This is a genomic window from Haloarcula pelagica (genome assembly GCF_030127105.1).
GTDB lineage: Archaea > Halobacteriota > Halobacteria > Halobacteriales > Haloarculaceae > Haloarcula > Haloarcula pelagica.
In genome coordinates, this window is the sequence record NZ_CP126161.1 from 2,787,507 (window position 1) to 2,802,371 (window position 14,865).

At 53.9% G+C, this 14,865-nt stretch carries 13 protein-coding genes; 4 read left to right on the top strand and 9 right to left on the bottom strand.

Translation table 11 applies throughout. The features are described from left to right. Positions 1-63 precede the first annotated feature (63 nt). Positions 64-1,431 carry a site-specific integrase gene (locus tag P1L40_RS14850; RefSeq protein ID WP_379775051.1) on the top strand — a complete coding sequence of 456 codons (1,368 nt, stop codon included), beginning with the start codon at positions 64-66 and terminating at the stop codon, positions 1,429-1,431. A gap of 312 nt (positions 1,432-1,743) precedes the next feature. Here the strand turns inward: P1L40_RS14850 and P1L40_RS14855 are convergent, their stop codons facing one another. The 6 genes from P1L40_RS14855 to P1L40_RS14885 form a co-directional block, all read right to left on the bottom strand. Next, positions 1,744-2,799: an HNH endonuclease gene (locus P1L40_RS14855; RefSeq protein ID WP_284008135.1), complete on the bottom strand. Its 1,056-nt coding sequence runs from the start codon at positions 2,797-2,799 to the stop codon at positions 1,744-1,746. Positions 2,800-2,932: 133 nt separating this feature from the next. Then, the gene (locus P1L40_RS14860) at positions 2,933-3,601 is read right to left on the bottom strand and encodes a hypothetical protein (RefSeq protein ID WP_284008137.1); all 669 of its coding nucleotides are present in this window, start codon (positions 3,599-3,601) and stop codon (positions 2,933-2,935) included. Beyond that, positions 3,601-4,527 (bottom strand): hypothetical protein, encoded by a 927-nt coding sequence (locus P1L40_RS14865; protein ID WP_284008139.1) that lies wholly within the window; start codon positions 4,525-4,527, stop codon positions 3,601-3,603. The genes P1L40_RS14860 and P1L40_RS14865 overlap by 1 nt, the downstream gene beginning before the upstream one ends. 40 nt (positions 4,528-4,567) lie before the next feature. After that, positions 4,568-5,392: a DUF8168 family protein gene (locus P1L40_RS14870; RefSeq protein WP_284011076.1), complete on the bottom strand. Its 825-nt coding sequence runs from the start codon at positions 5,390-5,392 to the stop codon at positions 4,568-4,570. Between the two features lie 5 nt (positions 5,393-5,397). Beyond that, positions 5,398-6,366 (bottom strand): hypothetical protein, encoded by a 969-nt coding sequence (locus P1L40_RS14875; RefSeq protein ID WP_284008141.1) that lies wholly within the window; start codon positions 6,364-6,366, stop codon positions 5,398-5,400. Between the two features lie 886 nt (positions 6,367-7,252). Next, on the bottom strand, positions 7,253-7,639 hold the full coding sequence (locus P1L40_RS14885) for a hypothetical protein (protein WP_284008143.1): 387 nt from the start codon (positions 7,637-7,639) through the stop codon (positions 7,253-7,255). 155 nt (positions 7,640-7,794) lie between these two features. Between P1L40_RS14885 and P1L40_RS14890 the strand changes: the two genes are divergently transcribed. The 3 genes from P1L40_RS14890 to P1L40_RS14900 all read left to right on the top strand — a co-directional run bounded on the left by P1L40_RS14890 (position 7,795) and on the right by P1L40_RS14900 (position 11,589). Continuing rightward, positions 7,795-8,160, top strand: coding sequence for a hypothetical protein (locus P1L40_RS14890; RefSeq protein ID WP_284008145.1), 366 nt, complete (start codon positions 7,795-7,797; stop codon positions 8,158-8,160). Positions 8,161-8,259: 99 nt separating this feature from the next. Then, positions 8,260-10,488, top strand: coding sequence for an AAA domain-containing protein (locus P1L40_RS14895; RefSeq protein WP_284008147.1), 2,229 nt, complete (start codon positions 8,260-8,262; stop codon positions 10,486-10,488). 828 nt (positions 10,489-11,316) lie between these two features. Continuing rightward, entirely contained in the window at positions 11,317-11,589 is a 273-nt protein-coding gene (locus P1L40_RS14900) for a hypothetical protein (RefSeq protein WP_284008148.1), read from the top strand. A gap of 150 nt (positions 11,590-11,739) precedes the next feature. Here P1L40_RS14900 and P1L40_RS14905 read toward each other — a convergent pair whose 3' ends face one another. The 3 genes from P1L40_RS14905 to P1L40_RS14915 are packed head-to-tail and all read right to left on the bottom strand — an operon-like array spanning position 11,740 to position 14,773. Beyond that, positions 11,740-12,906 carry a BREX system ATP-binding domain-containing protein gene (locus P1L40_RS14905; RefSeq protein ID WP_284008149.1) on the bottom strand — a complete coding sequence of 389 codons (1,167 nt, stop codon included), beginning with the start codon at positions 12,904-12,906 and terminating at the stop codon, positions 11,740-11,742. After that, positions 12,903-13,796 carry a hypothetical protein gene (locus tag P1L40_RS14910; protein WP_284008150.1) on the bottom strand — a complete coding sequence of 298 codons (894 nt, stop codon included), beginning with the start codon at positions 13,794-13,796 and terminating at the stop codon, positions 12,903-12,905. Before P1L40_RS14910 ends, P1L40_RS14905 begins: the two co-directional genes overlap by 4 nt. Next, positions 13,793-14,773, bottom strand: coding sequence for a tRNA-guanine transglycosylase (locus P1L40_RS14915; RefSeq protein WP_284008151.1), 981 nt, complete (start codon positions 14,771-14,773; stop codon positions 13,793-13,795). Before P1L40_RS14915 ends, P1L40_RS14910 begins: the two co-directional genes overlap by 4 nt. Positions 14,774-14,865 lie beyond the last annotated feature (92 nt).

A 14,865-nucleotide genomic window follows, 5' to 3' on the forward strand; every position in this document is an offset into this window, starting at 1 on the left:
AAGGAGTGGATCGATTGGGATCGCGGAGAAATAGCGATTCCTCGGCACGACCCGTGTACCTGTATGAACTGTTGGATCCGTGCGAAGCAGAAAGCCGCTGGTGAAGATGAGGACTTTAGGGATGAACTTGAAGAGTTAGTTGAGCGGAAAATGCTCGAGGACTCGGACAGAGACACGGAGGAAGTTGCTGAGAAAATGTTGCAGGATGATGAGCTACCCGAGGAAGTTTCCGACGAAGATGACGAGGAAGACGCAGATGACGAGGAAAACGCGGATGACGACAGGACACCAGAAGAGATTCTGTACGAGGAGCGGTGGCAGCCAAAATACGAACGGAGTGCCCGTCGAGTTCCGTTCGGTCATTCCCGACGACTAACAGCCGTTGTCATACAGTTTATTTCAAACTATGGGTATATGGAAATCACTCAGGTAGCGATGAATAATCTCGTAGAGGAGGCAGCGGAAAACGCTGAGGGGGTAGATCCGGAAAACATTACGATTCGGGGCCTTCGGGCCACAGCAGCCACACACTATGCGACTTTTATCCGAAACCCCAAGGCGCTTCAAGATTTACTGGGCTGGACCCGAATCGAAACGGCTGTCCGGTACCTTCGTCGTGCAGGCGCATTTACCACCGACGTAGTTTACCACGCGTTTGACGAAGGGGACCTCGCGCCGGCCATGTTCCCAGGAGAACCCAAGTATCGGTATCCGATTCTCGATAACCCGCTGCCGTATCAAAACGAACCGTACGACCCCATGATGTATCCCAAAGAGAGGCGGCAAGAGACTGGGCGCTCTCTCACAGAGTCTTCAGTCCGGCAGCTCATTCACCCGAGAGCACAAAATCATCCTGATGAACTTGATTACGACCCGGACAATCATCAACTGCTCACTCACGAAGATTATGAAGATGACATTCTCGATCGCGGTGGGTTAACTATGTTTGAAGCACCAACGCTGGCGGAATTTTACGAGGACCACGAACGGCTGTCAGGATCCACTGTATCAGACCGTTCAAATCGTCGGTATGAATCGAAACAAGAGTGGGAGGAAAAGCATATTTGGCAGAGTGAATTATTTGAAAACCACGGAGAAGAAGACGAAAACCGTTTACCGATCCGAGGAGCAGCCTCAACGATTCTCATCACGTATCTTAAGTTTGTTGAGTATTTTGGTGATCGTCTGTCGACTCTGCTCAGTGGACACACTTCTGGACCAGTAGATACCGAGTCAAAACCACTTTTGGGGATCATGGGAATGGGAGCCATTGTTTCTATGCTCGTGATTATTTTCAGTCAGGTGGGAATCCTAAACTTGCAGACAATGTCGTTTCAGTTCCGCCCGCTGATACTCGTTTCACTTGCCATTGCTCTGTATACGGCCTACAAACTCCCCGACTTTGAGTCGATGAGTGAGATATTCAACTGACGCTTTCGCAACGCAACTCTGTCAAAATGGTGTTGCAACATAAATTTTATATAATTTTGAGAGAATTTTAAGAGGTTAACCCCGAGACGGTCCGCACGACTTCAGCCGACAGCAGAAACGATCACTAAATTAGAAAGAGCCGCTATGATTACTGATTTGGAGGGTAGGAAGTCAGGTGCTGTTCTGGAGGAGATCCATACTGTCTGTACCGACGTGTGGGCCGCAGCACAAAGAGGGTCTGAAGAGTTCTATCCGGCGACACACGCGCTCCGAACGGCAGGGAGCGACTGGAGAGACGTGTTGAGGTGCGTTTTATAGGTCTGTTCGGATTTCCTCCATCGCTTGGATCAGTATCTCGAGTTTGGTTTGAATGTTCGATTCCTGACTCTCGTCAGTCAGTGACGTCCTCTCGTCACCGGACTCTTCACCATTCCGTGATGATTCTGCCGAGTCGGCATCGTCACTTCCATCGGATTCTGCTGTCTCGTCCGACTCACACACGGTATCGAGACGCTGTTGCTCGTCGGTCTCAACGTGAGCGTCTGTAAGCGAGGGCTCTCCTTCCTGTGACGCGTCTTTTGACGGCCGCCCGCCACGGCTGAACGCGTCCAGCGGGAAGTCGTAGGCGTAGGCTCGCTTGGCCTTGTTGAACGTCGTCCGCCGGGACACGCCCAGGACGGCTTCGACCGCACTCCGATCGCAGTCACGATCGAGTGCCTGTCTCACCAACTCGTCTTCCATGCGCTGGAGGAGGAGCTGTGGGTCATCGGGGATGTCCCCACGGACGGAGTTTTCGATCTGGCTGGTCAGGCCCCACTCCCCGGTTTCGACGTCCTTGTCGACGACCTGTTCGTCACGGTCATCGACGCGATTGTCGAGCCCCATCAGCACCCACAGCCGTTCCCGAACCGCCGAAACCGACAACTCCGTCGGCAGGCCGGCAGTGATATCGCCGGTGCGCTGGGGGCCGTTCCGCTCCAGGTACTGCAGGATCTCGATATCCTGGGGCAGCAAGACACTCTGGTCGGCATCGGTCAGGTCGACCGGCGAGTCGGCCGGCGTCGACTGCTGGTGGAGCCAACTGTGACAGGACCGGCACAACAGGGAGAGGTTCTCGGGGTCGTGCTCGTCCATCCCCTCGACATCGCGGTCGAGGTGATGAACATGGAGTGTCGCCAGCCCGCCTCCTTCCGGGCCGTATCGGCCACAGGACTGACACCGGTGGTTATAGGTGCTGAGGATCTCTCTGCGGGTCTCCGGTGCAACGGTCTCGTTGCACGTCTGGGGATCCTGCTGGTCTGTTCGCTCGTCACTCTGGGTGACTGGACTGTTCTCGTCGTCAGATGGTTGTGGTTTCGTCTGTGCCATCTCTGGATATTCTATCGCCGCAGTTGGTCGTCGGCCCATCGCTGCTCTCTGTGGTGTATCGCTTCACTCCGCAGCCGCCATCGGGTAGTTCGTCCCGGATCCAGTCAGCAAGTTGCTGCCTCTCAGCCACCGCTCATGGCGTCCGTATCGGTGACAGCGACTTTACCTGGAAGTCCGATTTCGCACAGTAGCGCTCGGCTATACGGCCAAGCGCCGCCGTCCGCAGTATATCCGCCACGTTGTGCAGGACGAGCGACGTGAACTCCGCGTCGTCGAACGCCTCGACAGCTTCCCCGCTCTCCTCGAAGGGGTCAAGCTCGTTGGCCTCACCATCACAGAGGACGGCATACGCTGTCTCGAGATCGGCGTGGTCCTGCCCATCGACCTGCGTGTTGAACAGATCGTCGATGACCGGGTATAGATCAGCGTATGGCACGTCGACGAACGGCCAGGTCAGGCCACACGATGCAAACCGCGTTCGGAGGAAGGGCAGATCGAACCCGCCGTTCCACGTCTCCCCGTTGTAGGCCGTGAGCAACACGTTAGCACCCTGAAGCCGGTCTCTGACGTACGACGAGAACGCGCGGAATAACTTCGCCTCCGAGGTGTGCATTGTCAGGTCGACGTGCTCGTCGGTCTTTGCCTGGACTGTCTCTTCGACGTCTCCCCAGTCGCGGACGCCCGTCTGGCAGAACACCCGCATACCGACGGGGAAACAGAAGCCGACGACTGTCACTTCATCCGTCCGGTCGAAGCCCGTCGTCTCGATATCGAACGCGACGAGGTCCAGTGGGTCACTCATCAGGCCTCACCTCCCCGGGCACTATCGCTACGTGCTGGCACTCGATCCGCACTCGTCGGCCGCAACCGGAACTCACCGAATCCGTATTTCGCGTGCGTGCCAACCCGTTTGATCCCGTTTTTCGCCGTCCGAACCGGGTCCGCCCCGGCGAAACTGACCACCTGTCCGTGGTCGACCGTCTCGAGAGCGTAGGCGTCTCCGCCGTCCTGCAGTCGCGTCTCCCGGCGCCGCAACGGCCTCTCGGGGTCCCACCACCACGGCACGTCCTGGTCGTCAGCACCAGGATAGTCACTCGCCAGTACGTACGGAGTGAGCAGTTCCAACTGCAGTTCCGTGTCTCTGAGCCGACTGTAGGACACCTGGTCCAGGTCGACCAATTGTGAATCGACGAGCGAGAGTTCGCCGAAGCCGTAGTTTCGCGCCCCGCCGACGCGCAGGGTCTCAAGGGTAGTCTCGTCGACCGGGAGGACCCCCGCGTCGGATTCGGCGTGCAGATAGCAGTGCAAAAACCACCGCGCGGTTCGCTGGGACTTTTGCATCTCCGGTGGGCGCCCGGACCGACAGGTGGACGCGAACGCCAGTCGGTCACCGTAGCGCTGGATATCATGCACGTTGTGGGCGTCCCGTGGGGGCGACTCCAGCAACCAGCGCTGGGCCACATCACGGTACAGGAACAGATCAGCGTATGTCTCAACCCGTGGGAGCGACGACCCGAGCGTTCCGGCGCGGCCCGTCGCCGAGTGTTCCGGTGGATACTCGCCGTATTCGCCCGGGACGAACACGCCGTGACTCGCCTGTAGGGCCTGGCGAGTCCGACCATCTACTCGCCGGCCGAGAGCGTTACACAACGCATGCCCCGTCACGAAATACGGGTGGCCGGCGTAGTCCGTCTCCAGTTCGAAGAGAGCCTGCTGGATGTGGGTCACGCCAGCACACCCCCTCCGTTTCCACTCGAGTGTTGGTGTCTCACTGTCGATCACCGCCATAGACGGCGACGTAATCATTGAGATAGGCCAGTGCCGTCGACCACGACCGGATGCGGCGTAGTTGTGCATCCAACCGGCGCCATCGGCGTGTGCTGTCCTGGTCGATCGGATGGGCTGACAGCCGCGACCACACGTCAGCGAACGACTGGGCCGGCACATCCCCAAGCGTCGCTGCCGGCCGGTCGCCTGGATCGCCCGTGAGATGCAACGCGAGCACGGGCGACCAGAGCACCGTCCGGCATGGCTTGACGACGTCGCTGGCGAGTGCTGCCTCGGTCGTCAGGTTCTGCTGCTCGGTGGCCCCTGGTTCCGTCGCCACTAGCGAGAAGTCATCGAACGCGTGACCAGACTGGTAGTTGTCCAGCAGCGCCGCCACGAGCAGGACGTGTGCTCGCAGCGATGTGTAGGGATAGTACACCGATTCGTTGAACCCAGCAGCGACAGGACTCGTCAGCCACGCCGCATGGAGTGTGGCTGGGTCCTCCGGCGTGACGAGTGCCTCGAACTCGCCGTCTGTCGCCGGGAGTTGTCGGGCCTCTCGTGCCGGGGTACCCGTGACGAGTGAGAGGCGGTAGGGTGACTGGTGGGCTGCCACCGTCTGTCCGGGGGCGCCCGACGGTCGAGAGAGCAGTGCCGCATCTTGGTCGGCTCCGTGGGGCACTGTCTCGTTCACCCGGACGCCCGCATACGTCTCGGCCGCCGCCTTGTGTCCACGGCTGCGCAACTTGTGGACGTCATGGCGGAACGCTGCGACCAGTGGCTCGACAGCGGAGTCCGCCGTCTCCGCCAGCGAGTCGAACGGCATCTCGCTCACGCCGCATCACCACCGGGCACCGGTAGGTCACCGTCACGGGCGGCCGTGCGGGCCTGCAGGGCGCGCACGAACTCGTCACGGCACTCCGTGGCCCACACCTCGTCTTTGGCCTCCATCGCCTGTGTGGGGGCCTGGGCGCGATTGTACACCCGGCGGAGTTCTTCGGCGGTATACAGTGGGTTCACCACTTCGGTATCGACGATGCCTGCCCCGAAGTTTCGGGCGCCGCCCAGTTGCATCGCGTACTCGTCACTGTGGGTATTCAGGTAGTCGACCGCCTCAACGAGTAGGCCCACGTACTCGGGTTTCAGATCGCGGAGCGTGAGACGCCACGTCCCCACGAGATTGCCAACGACGTCCCGGGTGGCCTGTCTGAGAGGTTGCCCCTCGTCGTCGGCGTTGCGCGAGCGGACCTGTGTGTTCAGTTGCCGGTAGTGGGCTTCCGCTTGGCCCTTCGTGACATCGACCTGGCGGCGGATGGGCGAAAAGCGGATCGGCCGGCGGACCACCCGGCCAGCGCGGTCGCCGAACCCGCCGAACAGGTCGTAGATCACACAGCCCGTATCCACGTCGGTGTCGGCATCGACACAGCTGCCTTTCTCGTGATAGCCGCTGTCGAGATCGCGGTCGTAGACGTCTTCGAGCATGTAGTCGGCGTTCGGTTCGCCGGGGTGGCAGGCTGTTGCGCCCGCCGTCTGGACGATCCGTTCACAGCCATGGCGCAGCCAGCCCGAGAGCGTGAACGGCGAGATCTGGCCAGTGATCTGGTTCTGTGGGTCATCCGCTTCGTAGCGGTCAGCCGAGGCGTGGGGGCGATCCGTCACGATACCGTCGCCCGGTGCCAGCAGGTCGATCTCCAGCCCGACGTAGATGTCCGGGAGTGCCATCTCGTCGACGGTGTGTGGAAGGTTGAGTTCCATATCCAGATGGGCGGTGTCGAAGGTCTGGGTGTTCTCGTCGTGCATCGTCAGTGCGCACCTCCCTTGCTGGTGCCGGGTGCATACGGTGGGGTTTTGGCTGGTACGTGCAGACAACCAGTGAATTTCACATTCCTGGTCCGGTAGGTGGGGTTGTCGGCTGAACGGGAGGTAAACGCGGTCATCGGGTCGATTTCCCGGAGTTCTTGTCGGTAGGCTTCGCAACCTGCGACCCTTTCACTGACCTCAAAATATATTAATCTTGATAATTCTTCAACCAACTGTGCACCGTCAGCCTCTTGTTTTGACGACGTTGAGTTTTCCATGGGTATCTCACGGCTCGTGGGAAACCCAGTCTGGGTGTCCAAAGCACCCGGGCATTTCTGATTGACTGTTTGCCTCGTGAGACTGGGTCTCCTCACCATCTCCTACACTGTGTAATGGTAAAAGCTTTTCCATCACCTAAATAGGAGATGGATGACCACGTCCCGCCATCTACATAGGTAAGGTCCACAAAATCCAGGTTGTGCCGGGGAAGGACCGTGAGGAAGAATCTGGAAAGTATACAACCAGTTACCCGGATTCCGAGTTTTTAGATGCGATCCGTCGCCACGACGGAATGGCTGGTACTTCAGAAATAGCCGAAGAAGTTGGCTGTACCCGACGTACAGCGTATACTCGGCTCCAGTCTCTTGAGGCAGACAACCGTGTTAGCAGTCGAAAAGTAGGTAATTCGTTAGTTTGGACAGTTGAGGCATAGTACTTGAGACGTTGAAATATATTATCTGGCCTCCGCTGAAACCCTCATAATTTGATACGCACGGAGTGCAACATACAGAGGATGTATCTCGCAAATAGGTCTGTACGTCTTCGGTCTCCTGAGTCGCTGTCTGTTTCTGCTGTGGTCGAGCCCGAGGAGTACTCTATCGTATCCTCAATAACTCCTGTCGCCGTCTAGATCCTGATCCGCTCGATTTTTGATTTGCTCCTTTTCGGAGTGTTCTTGAATTGTCTCTGCTGAATCGGAGTCTCCAGGTCCGTAGACCTCACGAACGTGGCTGAGATGCTCTCTTGCAACATTTTGGGAAATATTAAATTTCTTAGCAATCTTTTTCGCAGTCAGGTCATTATAAGTGGAAAAAGATTCCACGATAGCCATTGAGACAGACATATACTCACCGCTATCGGCTCTCACCCGTTCGCTTCCGTCAGTGAACTCCGATTCGATAGGATACTTATCTTCTGGATGAGGTGTTTGTTCCTCGTCAGGGATTGTTTCCCAATCGTCCGGCATCCGTCCTACATCCTCAGAATTGTCCATGATCCCGATTGATAATGCGCCAATAAATATCTTTATTCTAAACCTAATTTCATTCGGTATTTTCCATATCGGACTGGCGTAGTTTGACCTTCCCGAATACGTATATGATTATAAATAGGCAAAAATTTATGTGCCATAAAGAACAACTTTCGTGTATGAGTAATAAACGTCGGAAAGATACAGCACACGATGTTGGCGATTCAATGCCCGGAACAGTTGGTGACAGTAAGGGGACAATCCATGACCGACAAGGGGGGCCATCGTTTGATCCAGAGGACGTCGAGGTACCAGGCGAAAATAACACGCAGTCTAATCAACAGCACGAACACACCGATAGCCAGAAACAGACGAATAAGGACACTTCAACAGGAGAAACTAACACTGAGGAGTCAACGAAACAAAGTAAGCGTATGAAGTACGCAAAAAAGTATGGTGAGTCATGGCCTGTTGAGCGCCAACGCAGGTTCCTTGAAGAGCATGATGTGTCTGCGAAGGATATGGGTTGGAGGCTTACTGAGTGAGTGAGATTTTGTTAAGGAGAACATCCTTCGCCCGGTATTGGACTGTCTTTGGACGCTTTTTGAATAAACCGATTGTCGCTTACTCGCAGGATTGAAAGAATGAGTCATAATCCTTTCCAAGACTGGTCGCAGGATAACGCTCGGTTATTAAAAACGGATCTGACGCAGGAACGATATTCTCCAGTTTCAGTTGCTAAGGCATATGAAAATGCCGTTGAAACTATTCATAGTATAGATACTACATCAGACCAGTACGTAATTCCGCTGTTTGAGCCAGATGCTCCGAAACCCACTCAAGAGTATGTTTATTACAAGCCTGAGTCACAGAAGGTGAAAATCTACGATTCAGGGAATCACAGCATTGCTTGGCTTCCGCCAGGTGAAGTGTCGACTACGGAGCTTGGTCAGCGCCTCAAATGGTGGCTACCACCTGATGAGCAAGATTTTGAAACACTCAGTGAGGAGCATGTGCCACCCGAATCAGTCAGTCCAGTTACCAATCTCAGCAAGTCTGAGTCGTCTGAGTTTTTTGATGAGATGCTGGAACTGGTCCAACAGGAGCGGATTGCTGATAAGCAGGCTAATAGAGAACAGTATGAGGCTCTTGGGCTGAATAAAGCCATTCACCGAGGGGTGATGGCGGGCCCACTCATCCCACTTGGGACAGCACCATACGAAGGGGGTCGGGCCTTCAAATTTCAACTCACTTCTGAAGAGTCCGATGATGATACGGATCCTAATCTCCGTGATGATGCTGAGATTTTCCCTGACAATGAGTATCTAGTGGGAGTCCGTGGGCATGAGAGTATCTCTCCTATTGAAATGGAAGCCGTCTATGTTGGGGATACAGACCTTTGGCTTCGGCCGCTGAACAAGTCAATCGCTAAGAATTCACCAAAGAGTAACGTACTAACGGATGACGAAGCAACGGTTTGGGTACATGATTTAGTTAATCCACTCCCGTACAATCGACGCCGCGACGCGATCCACAACGTGAAACGTAGCCGCAACAAACGACAACTTCTCACTGGCAATCAGAATGCAGTGTTCTCGTCGGGACAGCATGCAATTCCAGATTCAGGTCTTGAACTTAATATTTCGCAGCAGAAGGCGCTTGTGTGGGCAGAGGCTGCTGAGGATTGCTTCTGCATCCATGGCCCGCCCGGTACCGGGAAAACGCGGACGCTTACTGCCTATATCCGTGATGCTGTCGCCCGTGAACAGCGCGTCCTTGTCACTGCACACTCAAATCAGGCTGTTGATAATTTGCTTGTTGGTGATAGTACTGTTGATGAGCCAGAAGAAGGGACGCTGCACGCTATAGCACAAGACGACGAAACAGACATCACCATTTCTCGTTCCGGAACGAATTCTGAGGACCGAGTTGTTAACCGATACTATCAGGGCGTGCCATCAGCTAATGCAGATATTGTTGCGGCGACAACAAGTGGGGCTGCGCGCTTCTCGACTGACAGTTTTGATGTGGGAATCGTTGATGAAGCAACGCAAGCTAGCTGCGCCTCGACTGCTATCGCTTTTAACGTCTCTGAAAAGCTTGTTTTGGCGGGAGATCATAAACAACTGCCTCCATTTGCAGCCTCTGAGGACGCTCTTGGAGATGAGCAACGTCTTTCATTATTTGAAGTATTGATAGATCGGTTCCACGAGGATCTATCAGTCATGCTCCGGACGCAGTACCGGATGAACGAATCGATCGCAGCCTATCCGAACAACGCGTTCTACGATGGAAAAGTGAAGACTGCTGACCGGAACAGTGACTGGACTGTCGCTGACCTTTCCCCGCTTATGGGTATCCATATCAATGGGTCTGAACAAAAAAGAACAGGGAGCCATTCGTACTACAACTCCGAAGAGGCTGAAGCCGCTGCAAAGCAAGTAAAGTTACTCACGAATAGTGGCCTTGCTCCTGGAGATATCGGTGTTATAGCAGCATATAGCGGGCAGGTGGACGAAATAAAACAACAGGTGCGTCAACTCGGTATCGGTCACCCGGAAAAAGTAACCATCCAAACTATTGACGGTTTCCAGGGAAGTGAACGGGAGGCCATCATTGTCTCACTAGTGAGAAGTAATGACGAGAATTCAAGCGGGTTTTTGACGATGCCAAATGAAGGACCGCGCCGGCTTAATGTTGCACTCACCCGTGGGCGCAAACGAGTTGTCATCATCGGAGACTGGAACACACTCGGGAAACTTGCTGATTACCGCGAGCCGGAAGAAAGTTGTGCTGACTTGTATGCCCAATTAGAGGAACGGATTCGAACCAGCGGAAAAATGCTCGATATAGCTGCCAAACCGTCTCAATAGTCCGATGTCAGCGGCTCTGTTGAAATCCTCAACAGCTGATACATTCTGAGCTCTCGTGTTCAGTACAGAGGAACCACTTATCACGATAGTCTCCACATCAAACATTATGTCCCACACACGCCGCCAAGCTCTCCGTTCTGCTGGTATCTTAATTGGGATGAGTCTTGCTGGCTGTTCTGAACAGCAAGAATCAACAGCCCAACTTGGAGATCTCCAGTTTGTAAATAAAGACGAGTCGGTACACACTGTTGTTCTTTCAGTCCATCGAGAGAGCGACCCTGTGTTCATGGCTTCTTACGATATCCCAATGTCAAAATCGTCTACGACGACTATAACTGAGGGATGGCCGACAGATCCTGGTCAATACAGCGTCGTCGTAGCCCTCTCAGGACAGAGTAATCCGGAGTCGATAGAACTTGTTCCAGATGGTGGTTGCCAAAGCCTGATTGTTGAGATCAACAACCGATCGGTGTCATTTTTCGGGCCAGCACAAGCCACAGATAGCTGTACAACCGACGTGGCTACCTCCAGTACGAAATCAGTAGATGAATAGGATGAGATTTCTCTCGCGCTGATCGTCAACTGATGATACATATGCACTCTTCAGCGACCGGCTGTTTCAGACGAGAAAATGTCTGAAGAATAGGATTTCAACAGAGCCATGTCAGCGTATCATTGAAATATTCACAGTAAATTTACTGCGGTGCAACTTGAGGTAGAAAGTGTTGGAATAAGGATAGCTACAGTAAGTAGTGCAAGATATAGAGCATCTATCTACCGAGTTTGGGCCCACGTAGATTTTTGAATCCGAGTGATCAAATTGTCGATATGGCTGATGATCCAACGATTCCGATGGGAGACGTACGGCAAGACCCGGATAGCGACCGGCAAGGTGCTTTCAAGCGAGGTTGGACGGCTGCTGTCAAGGATCTCGATGACGGAGAATCGTCGAAGTATTCCGAGGGGCCACCACCAGAGGAACTGACGTGGGACAATCTTGGGTATCGCCTCGGGAGCATATTCGGTGAGACAGATGACGACCTACGTCAGAGACTCTTTGATTGGTGTAAAGACAAGCAAAGACGAGAGCGAAATGATTGATTTGTTTCAATAATAGCTCGTAGCTCACGCTTAGATTTTGCTGAATGTGCGCCCTCTATTCAGCACGGCTCCGAGAAAATATCACTGATTGAGAATCGCAAATGTACCATTATCTACTGTACTATCTCTGGTTGGCTAAATCACTACATCTCACATTGATTCGATTGTCTCGACAACAGTGTCACGCCCAATAGTATTGGTAATCGTCTCTGAATTTGTGGCAGTATCGAGGACCCGACTGCAGATACTCAGTACCTGACGAATATTCCCCTGTGAACGCTGAAGAACAACGTTGAGACCCTGTTCTGTGAATGGTTCAATTCCTGCTTCCCCGTTGGTTCTAGCCGTATCGAGATAGTCCTCAACGAGGTTGTATACCTTCTCTTCAGTGAGCGGTCGAAGTGCGACCTCCTGTCCAATTCTCTCTGAGAATGCATGATATTCACTCATCACATCTTGCCAGACTTCTGGTGCGCAGCCAAAGAGGATACACAAGCCACGGCTATTCTGGTCCATCAAATGCCTGATACTGTTCAGCGTTGCCTGCTCATCTTTCGGCGTCAGTTGGGCAATTCGCTCGAATTCATCAATGAAGGTAAATATCCCAGTATAGTCGAGTTCGAGCAGCATGTTCTTCAGCGCCGTAAACGCCCGAACCGCACTGGTATCATCGTCGATTGCACTATGGATCTCCATCTCTTTTCGTTGTTCGTACCTGAGGCCCTCAGCGGTCAACCATTGCCAAGCATAGAGGTTCGTATCTTCGTAGACGAGGTGGACTATTGCTCGGGCAAAATCGGCGAACTTAGTCACATCGCTCAGTCGCTGTATCGTTTCTGGGACGATATCCGATAACAATACTTCACCATCATCGATGAGTCGTTCCATCGAACTGGCGCTGGTTGGATTTGCGTCCGTCTGTTCTCGTGCTACTGAAGCGAGGAACTCGTAGCTCAATGCCTGCATCCGGTCGAATCCAATGTCGTAAACGAATTCGTGATAGATATCGAGGAAACCATCCCCCGGTTGCGCAACATATCCTACGAGAACATCGTCGCGGTCTCTGACGAGTGATCTCGTGTATTTGAGTGTGTGTGACTTGCCGTTGCCGTACTTACCGGTGACGACAAGATGTTTCGATTTGCCAGTGCCGAGAACTGACGAAACGGTGTTACTGATGCGTTCGGTTACTTGCTCCTGCCCGCAGTAGACTGCTGGCTCATCATCTGGTACAGGACTATACGGGAAGGGGTTCTCCGTGAGTCCGAACTCCGAGTAATCGCGCTGTTCGTCCGTGATGGTGAAATTATCGCTCATGGTTGAGTGTAGTTCAGATTCCGGTCGTGGACCGTGAGGTAATAGTATCGTTTGCCGTACTGTTCGATTCCTCGCATCACCCTGTCGGTCGACTGTGAAGTCGAAACCAAACTGTCGTCAGCGGCTAACTCGATCTCTTTAATCCCGTAGCTTGCATCCTTGGCTCCGGTATCCATCGGCGCACCAGACAACTCGAGTTTCCCCACGTTCTCCGCCGCTAAGTGTGAGAGCGCCGCATCGAACGACTCACGCGTCAGTTCAAGAGATGCACAAAGTGATTCTCGCACCTCCGGGATAGAGAGGTACCGCTGCCTGAGACCGACACCAGCAGTTTCCTCGAGGTCGTCATATATCTCCAGCAGGGCATAGTGGAAGTTTGCTGGCGGTTCCTCACTTCGTGGTTGATAGTACTCGCCGGTAAACGCGTTCCGCTGAACTGTCCCGAGTCGTTCGCCCCAGTCACCGACTACTTCGATTCCAGTCTGATTGTATGCATACGGCGTGAATTCCGCTTGCTCTTCTAATTGATCAAGGACAGTATCTAACTGCGCAGGACCTTCGTCTGTGACGACCTCCAGAAAGCTACGGTAGTGTGGACTTCTGGTCGCAAGGATGGAACTGACTTGCGACCAATCCTCTGCGCGCACACTACTTACGAACGATTCTCCAACTGGTGTCGTTCTGTATTGCTGGTTGTCTTCTTCGTGTTTGCTATCTTCTTCGATGAGATCGATGCGTAGTGCCTCAAGTAGCGTTTCACGGGCTCTTCGATGACTAACGTCGAGTTCCTCTTCGATATCTTCGGTCGACATCGGTTCCTGACAGAGGAATGCCGTCTCGACCAACCGTGCCATCGTAACTGGCCGAACTGTCGGACGTTCGTCGCTCATGTGAGCCTCCGGACCTGCTGCTTTGCCATTCGGAACGCTCGTTTCGTGACTTCGTTACCCTGGAAACGAAGATCGAGGTACGATTCTAGGTCCTCACCGGCAGCGACCATGTACCTGAATCTTCGCAACTCAAGAGCAAGCGCCCAGAGGTTGTGTTGAACAAGGAGGTCACGATCGCCTCGGACTTCCTCGAAATCACGGGTACTGCAAACAGGACAAGCACAAGGAAGCAGTGAGAGATTCTCGACGTTTTTCATCGGTTCTCCCCCGAACCCAGGAATGAGGTAGTTCCTGTTCCCCGCACTACGGATGAAGGCTGACGAATCGAAACTATCAACTCCCATATACAGAAGTAGTGGTTGGTACGTAACCCCACCTAATCCATAGACATGGAGGTGCTTCTCTGTGGCACGACGTGCCGATAGTATAATTTTTGTTACCTTTTCGTAGTCAGTTCTGATTGGGACCAAACTCCCCACTGCATATCCATCGAAGGAACCCTCGCGTTCCAGATATCGAATTGTATTTCGGACAGTCTCCGGGTCATACCCGTGGACACTCCCCAATAAGATCTCCTCGCCGTCGTGTCGATCACTCGCTTCAAGTGCAAGATCGATACTCCGACTGATTCGGCGCTGATTTTTCGCTTGTCGGTTATCCCGGGAGAGGGGAACGTCAACGGTCCCAAATATATCAGCATCCATCCGGCGCTGTGTCTCCAGGGTCTTTTCTGGGGTGGTGTCGACCTCGCTCGTCTGAAAATCGAACCCCCCGCTATCCGCGAAGACGATTGTATCCGAGGTGACCCCCATCTCGTCACGAAGTGAACTCCCTTCGACGAGGCGGTTCCACTGTGGGTCCCTGTTTCGGATTGCACGCGCGTTGACCATCGCTGTCGACAGATCTGGTATACTGTCAGTGTATTCTGGCGTGTTATCGCTCGACCGTTTCCCGATATTGCTTACCGGAAAGAGCACTGGAGTCCGTAACTCCCCGTGTGGTGTATCGAGTGTACGTTGTCTGTACAACATATGCGACGCGCTGTGGTAAGCTGGGCTGGGGTATAAAG

Excerpts from the sequence above, each read along its gene's own strand:
- P1L40_RS14850 (WP_379775051.1), top strand. The coding sequence starts at position 64 with ATGAACTGTTGGATCCGTGCGAAGCAGAAAGCCGCTGGTGAAGATGAG.
- P1L40_RS14855 (WP_284008135.1), bottom strand. The coding sequence starts at position 2,799 with ATGGCACAGACGAAACCACAACCATCTGACGACGAGAACAGTCCAGTC.
- P1L40_RS14860 (WP_284008137.1), bottom strand. The coding sequence starts at position 3,601 with ATGAGTGACCCACTGGACCTCGTCGCGTTCGATATCGAGACGACGGGC.
- P1L40_RS14870 (WP_284011076.1), bottom strand. The coding sequence starts at position 5,392 with ATGCCGTTCGACTCGCTGGCGGAGACGGCGGACTCCGCTGTCGAGCCA.
- P1L40_RS14875 (WP_284008141.1), bottom strand. The coding sequence starts at position 6,366 with ATGCACGACGAGAACACCCAGACCTTCGACACCGCCCATCTGGATATG.
- P1L40_RS14885 (WP_284008143.1), bottom strand. The coding sequence starts at position 7,639 with ATGGACAATTCTGAGGATGTAGGACGGATGCCGGACGATTGGGAAACA.
- P1L40_RS14890 (WP_284008145.1), top strand. The coding sequence starts at position 7,795 with ATGAGTAATAAACGTCGGAAAGATACAGCACACGATGTTGGCGATTCA.
- P1L40_RS14895 (WP_284008147.1), top strand. The coding sequence starts at position 8,260 with ATGAGTCATAATCCTTTCCAAGACTGGTCGCAGGATAACGCTCGGTTA.
- P1L40_RS14900 (WP_284008148.1), top strand. The coding sequence starts at position 11,317 with ATGGCTGATGATCCAACGATTCCGATGGGAGACGTACGGCAAGACCCG.
- P1L40_RS14905 (WP_284008149.1), bottom strand. The coding sequence starts at position 12,906 with ATGAGCGATAATTTCACCATCACGGACGAACAGCGCGATTACTCGGAG.
- P1L40_RS14910 (WP_284008150.1), bottom strand. The coding sequence starts at position 13,796 with ATGAGCGACGAACGTCCGACAGTTCGGCCAGTTACGATGGCACGGTTG.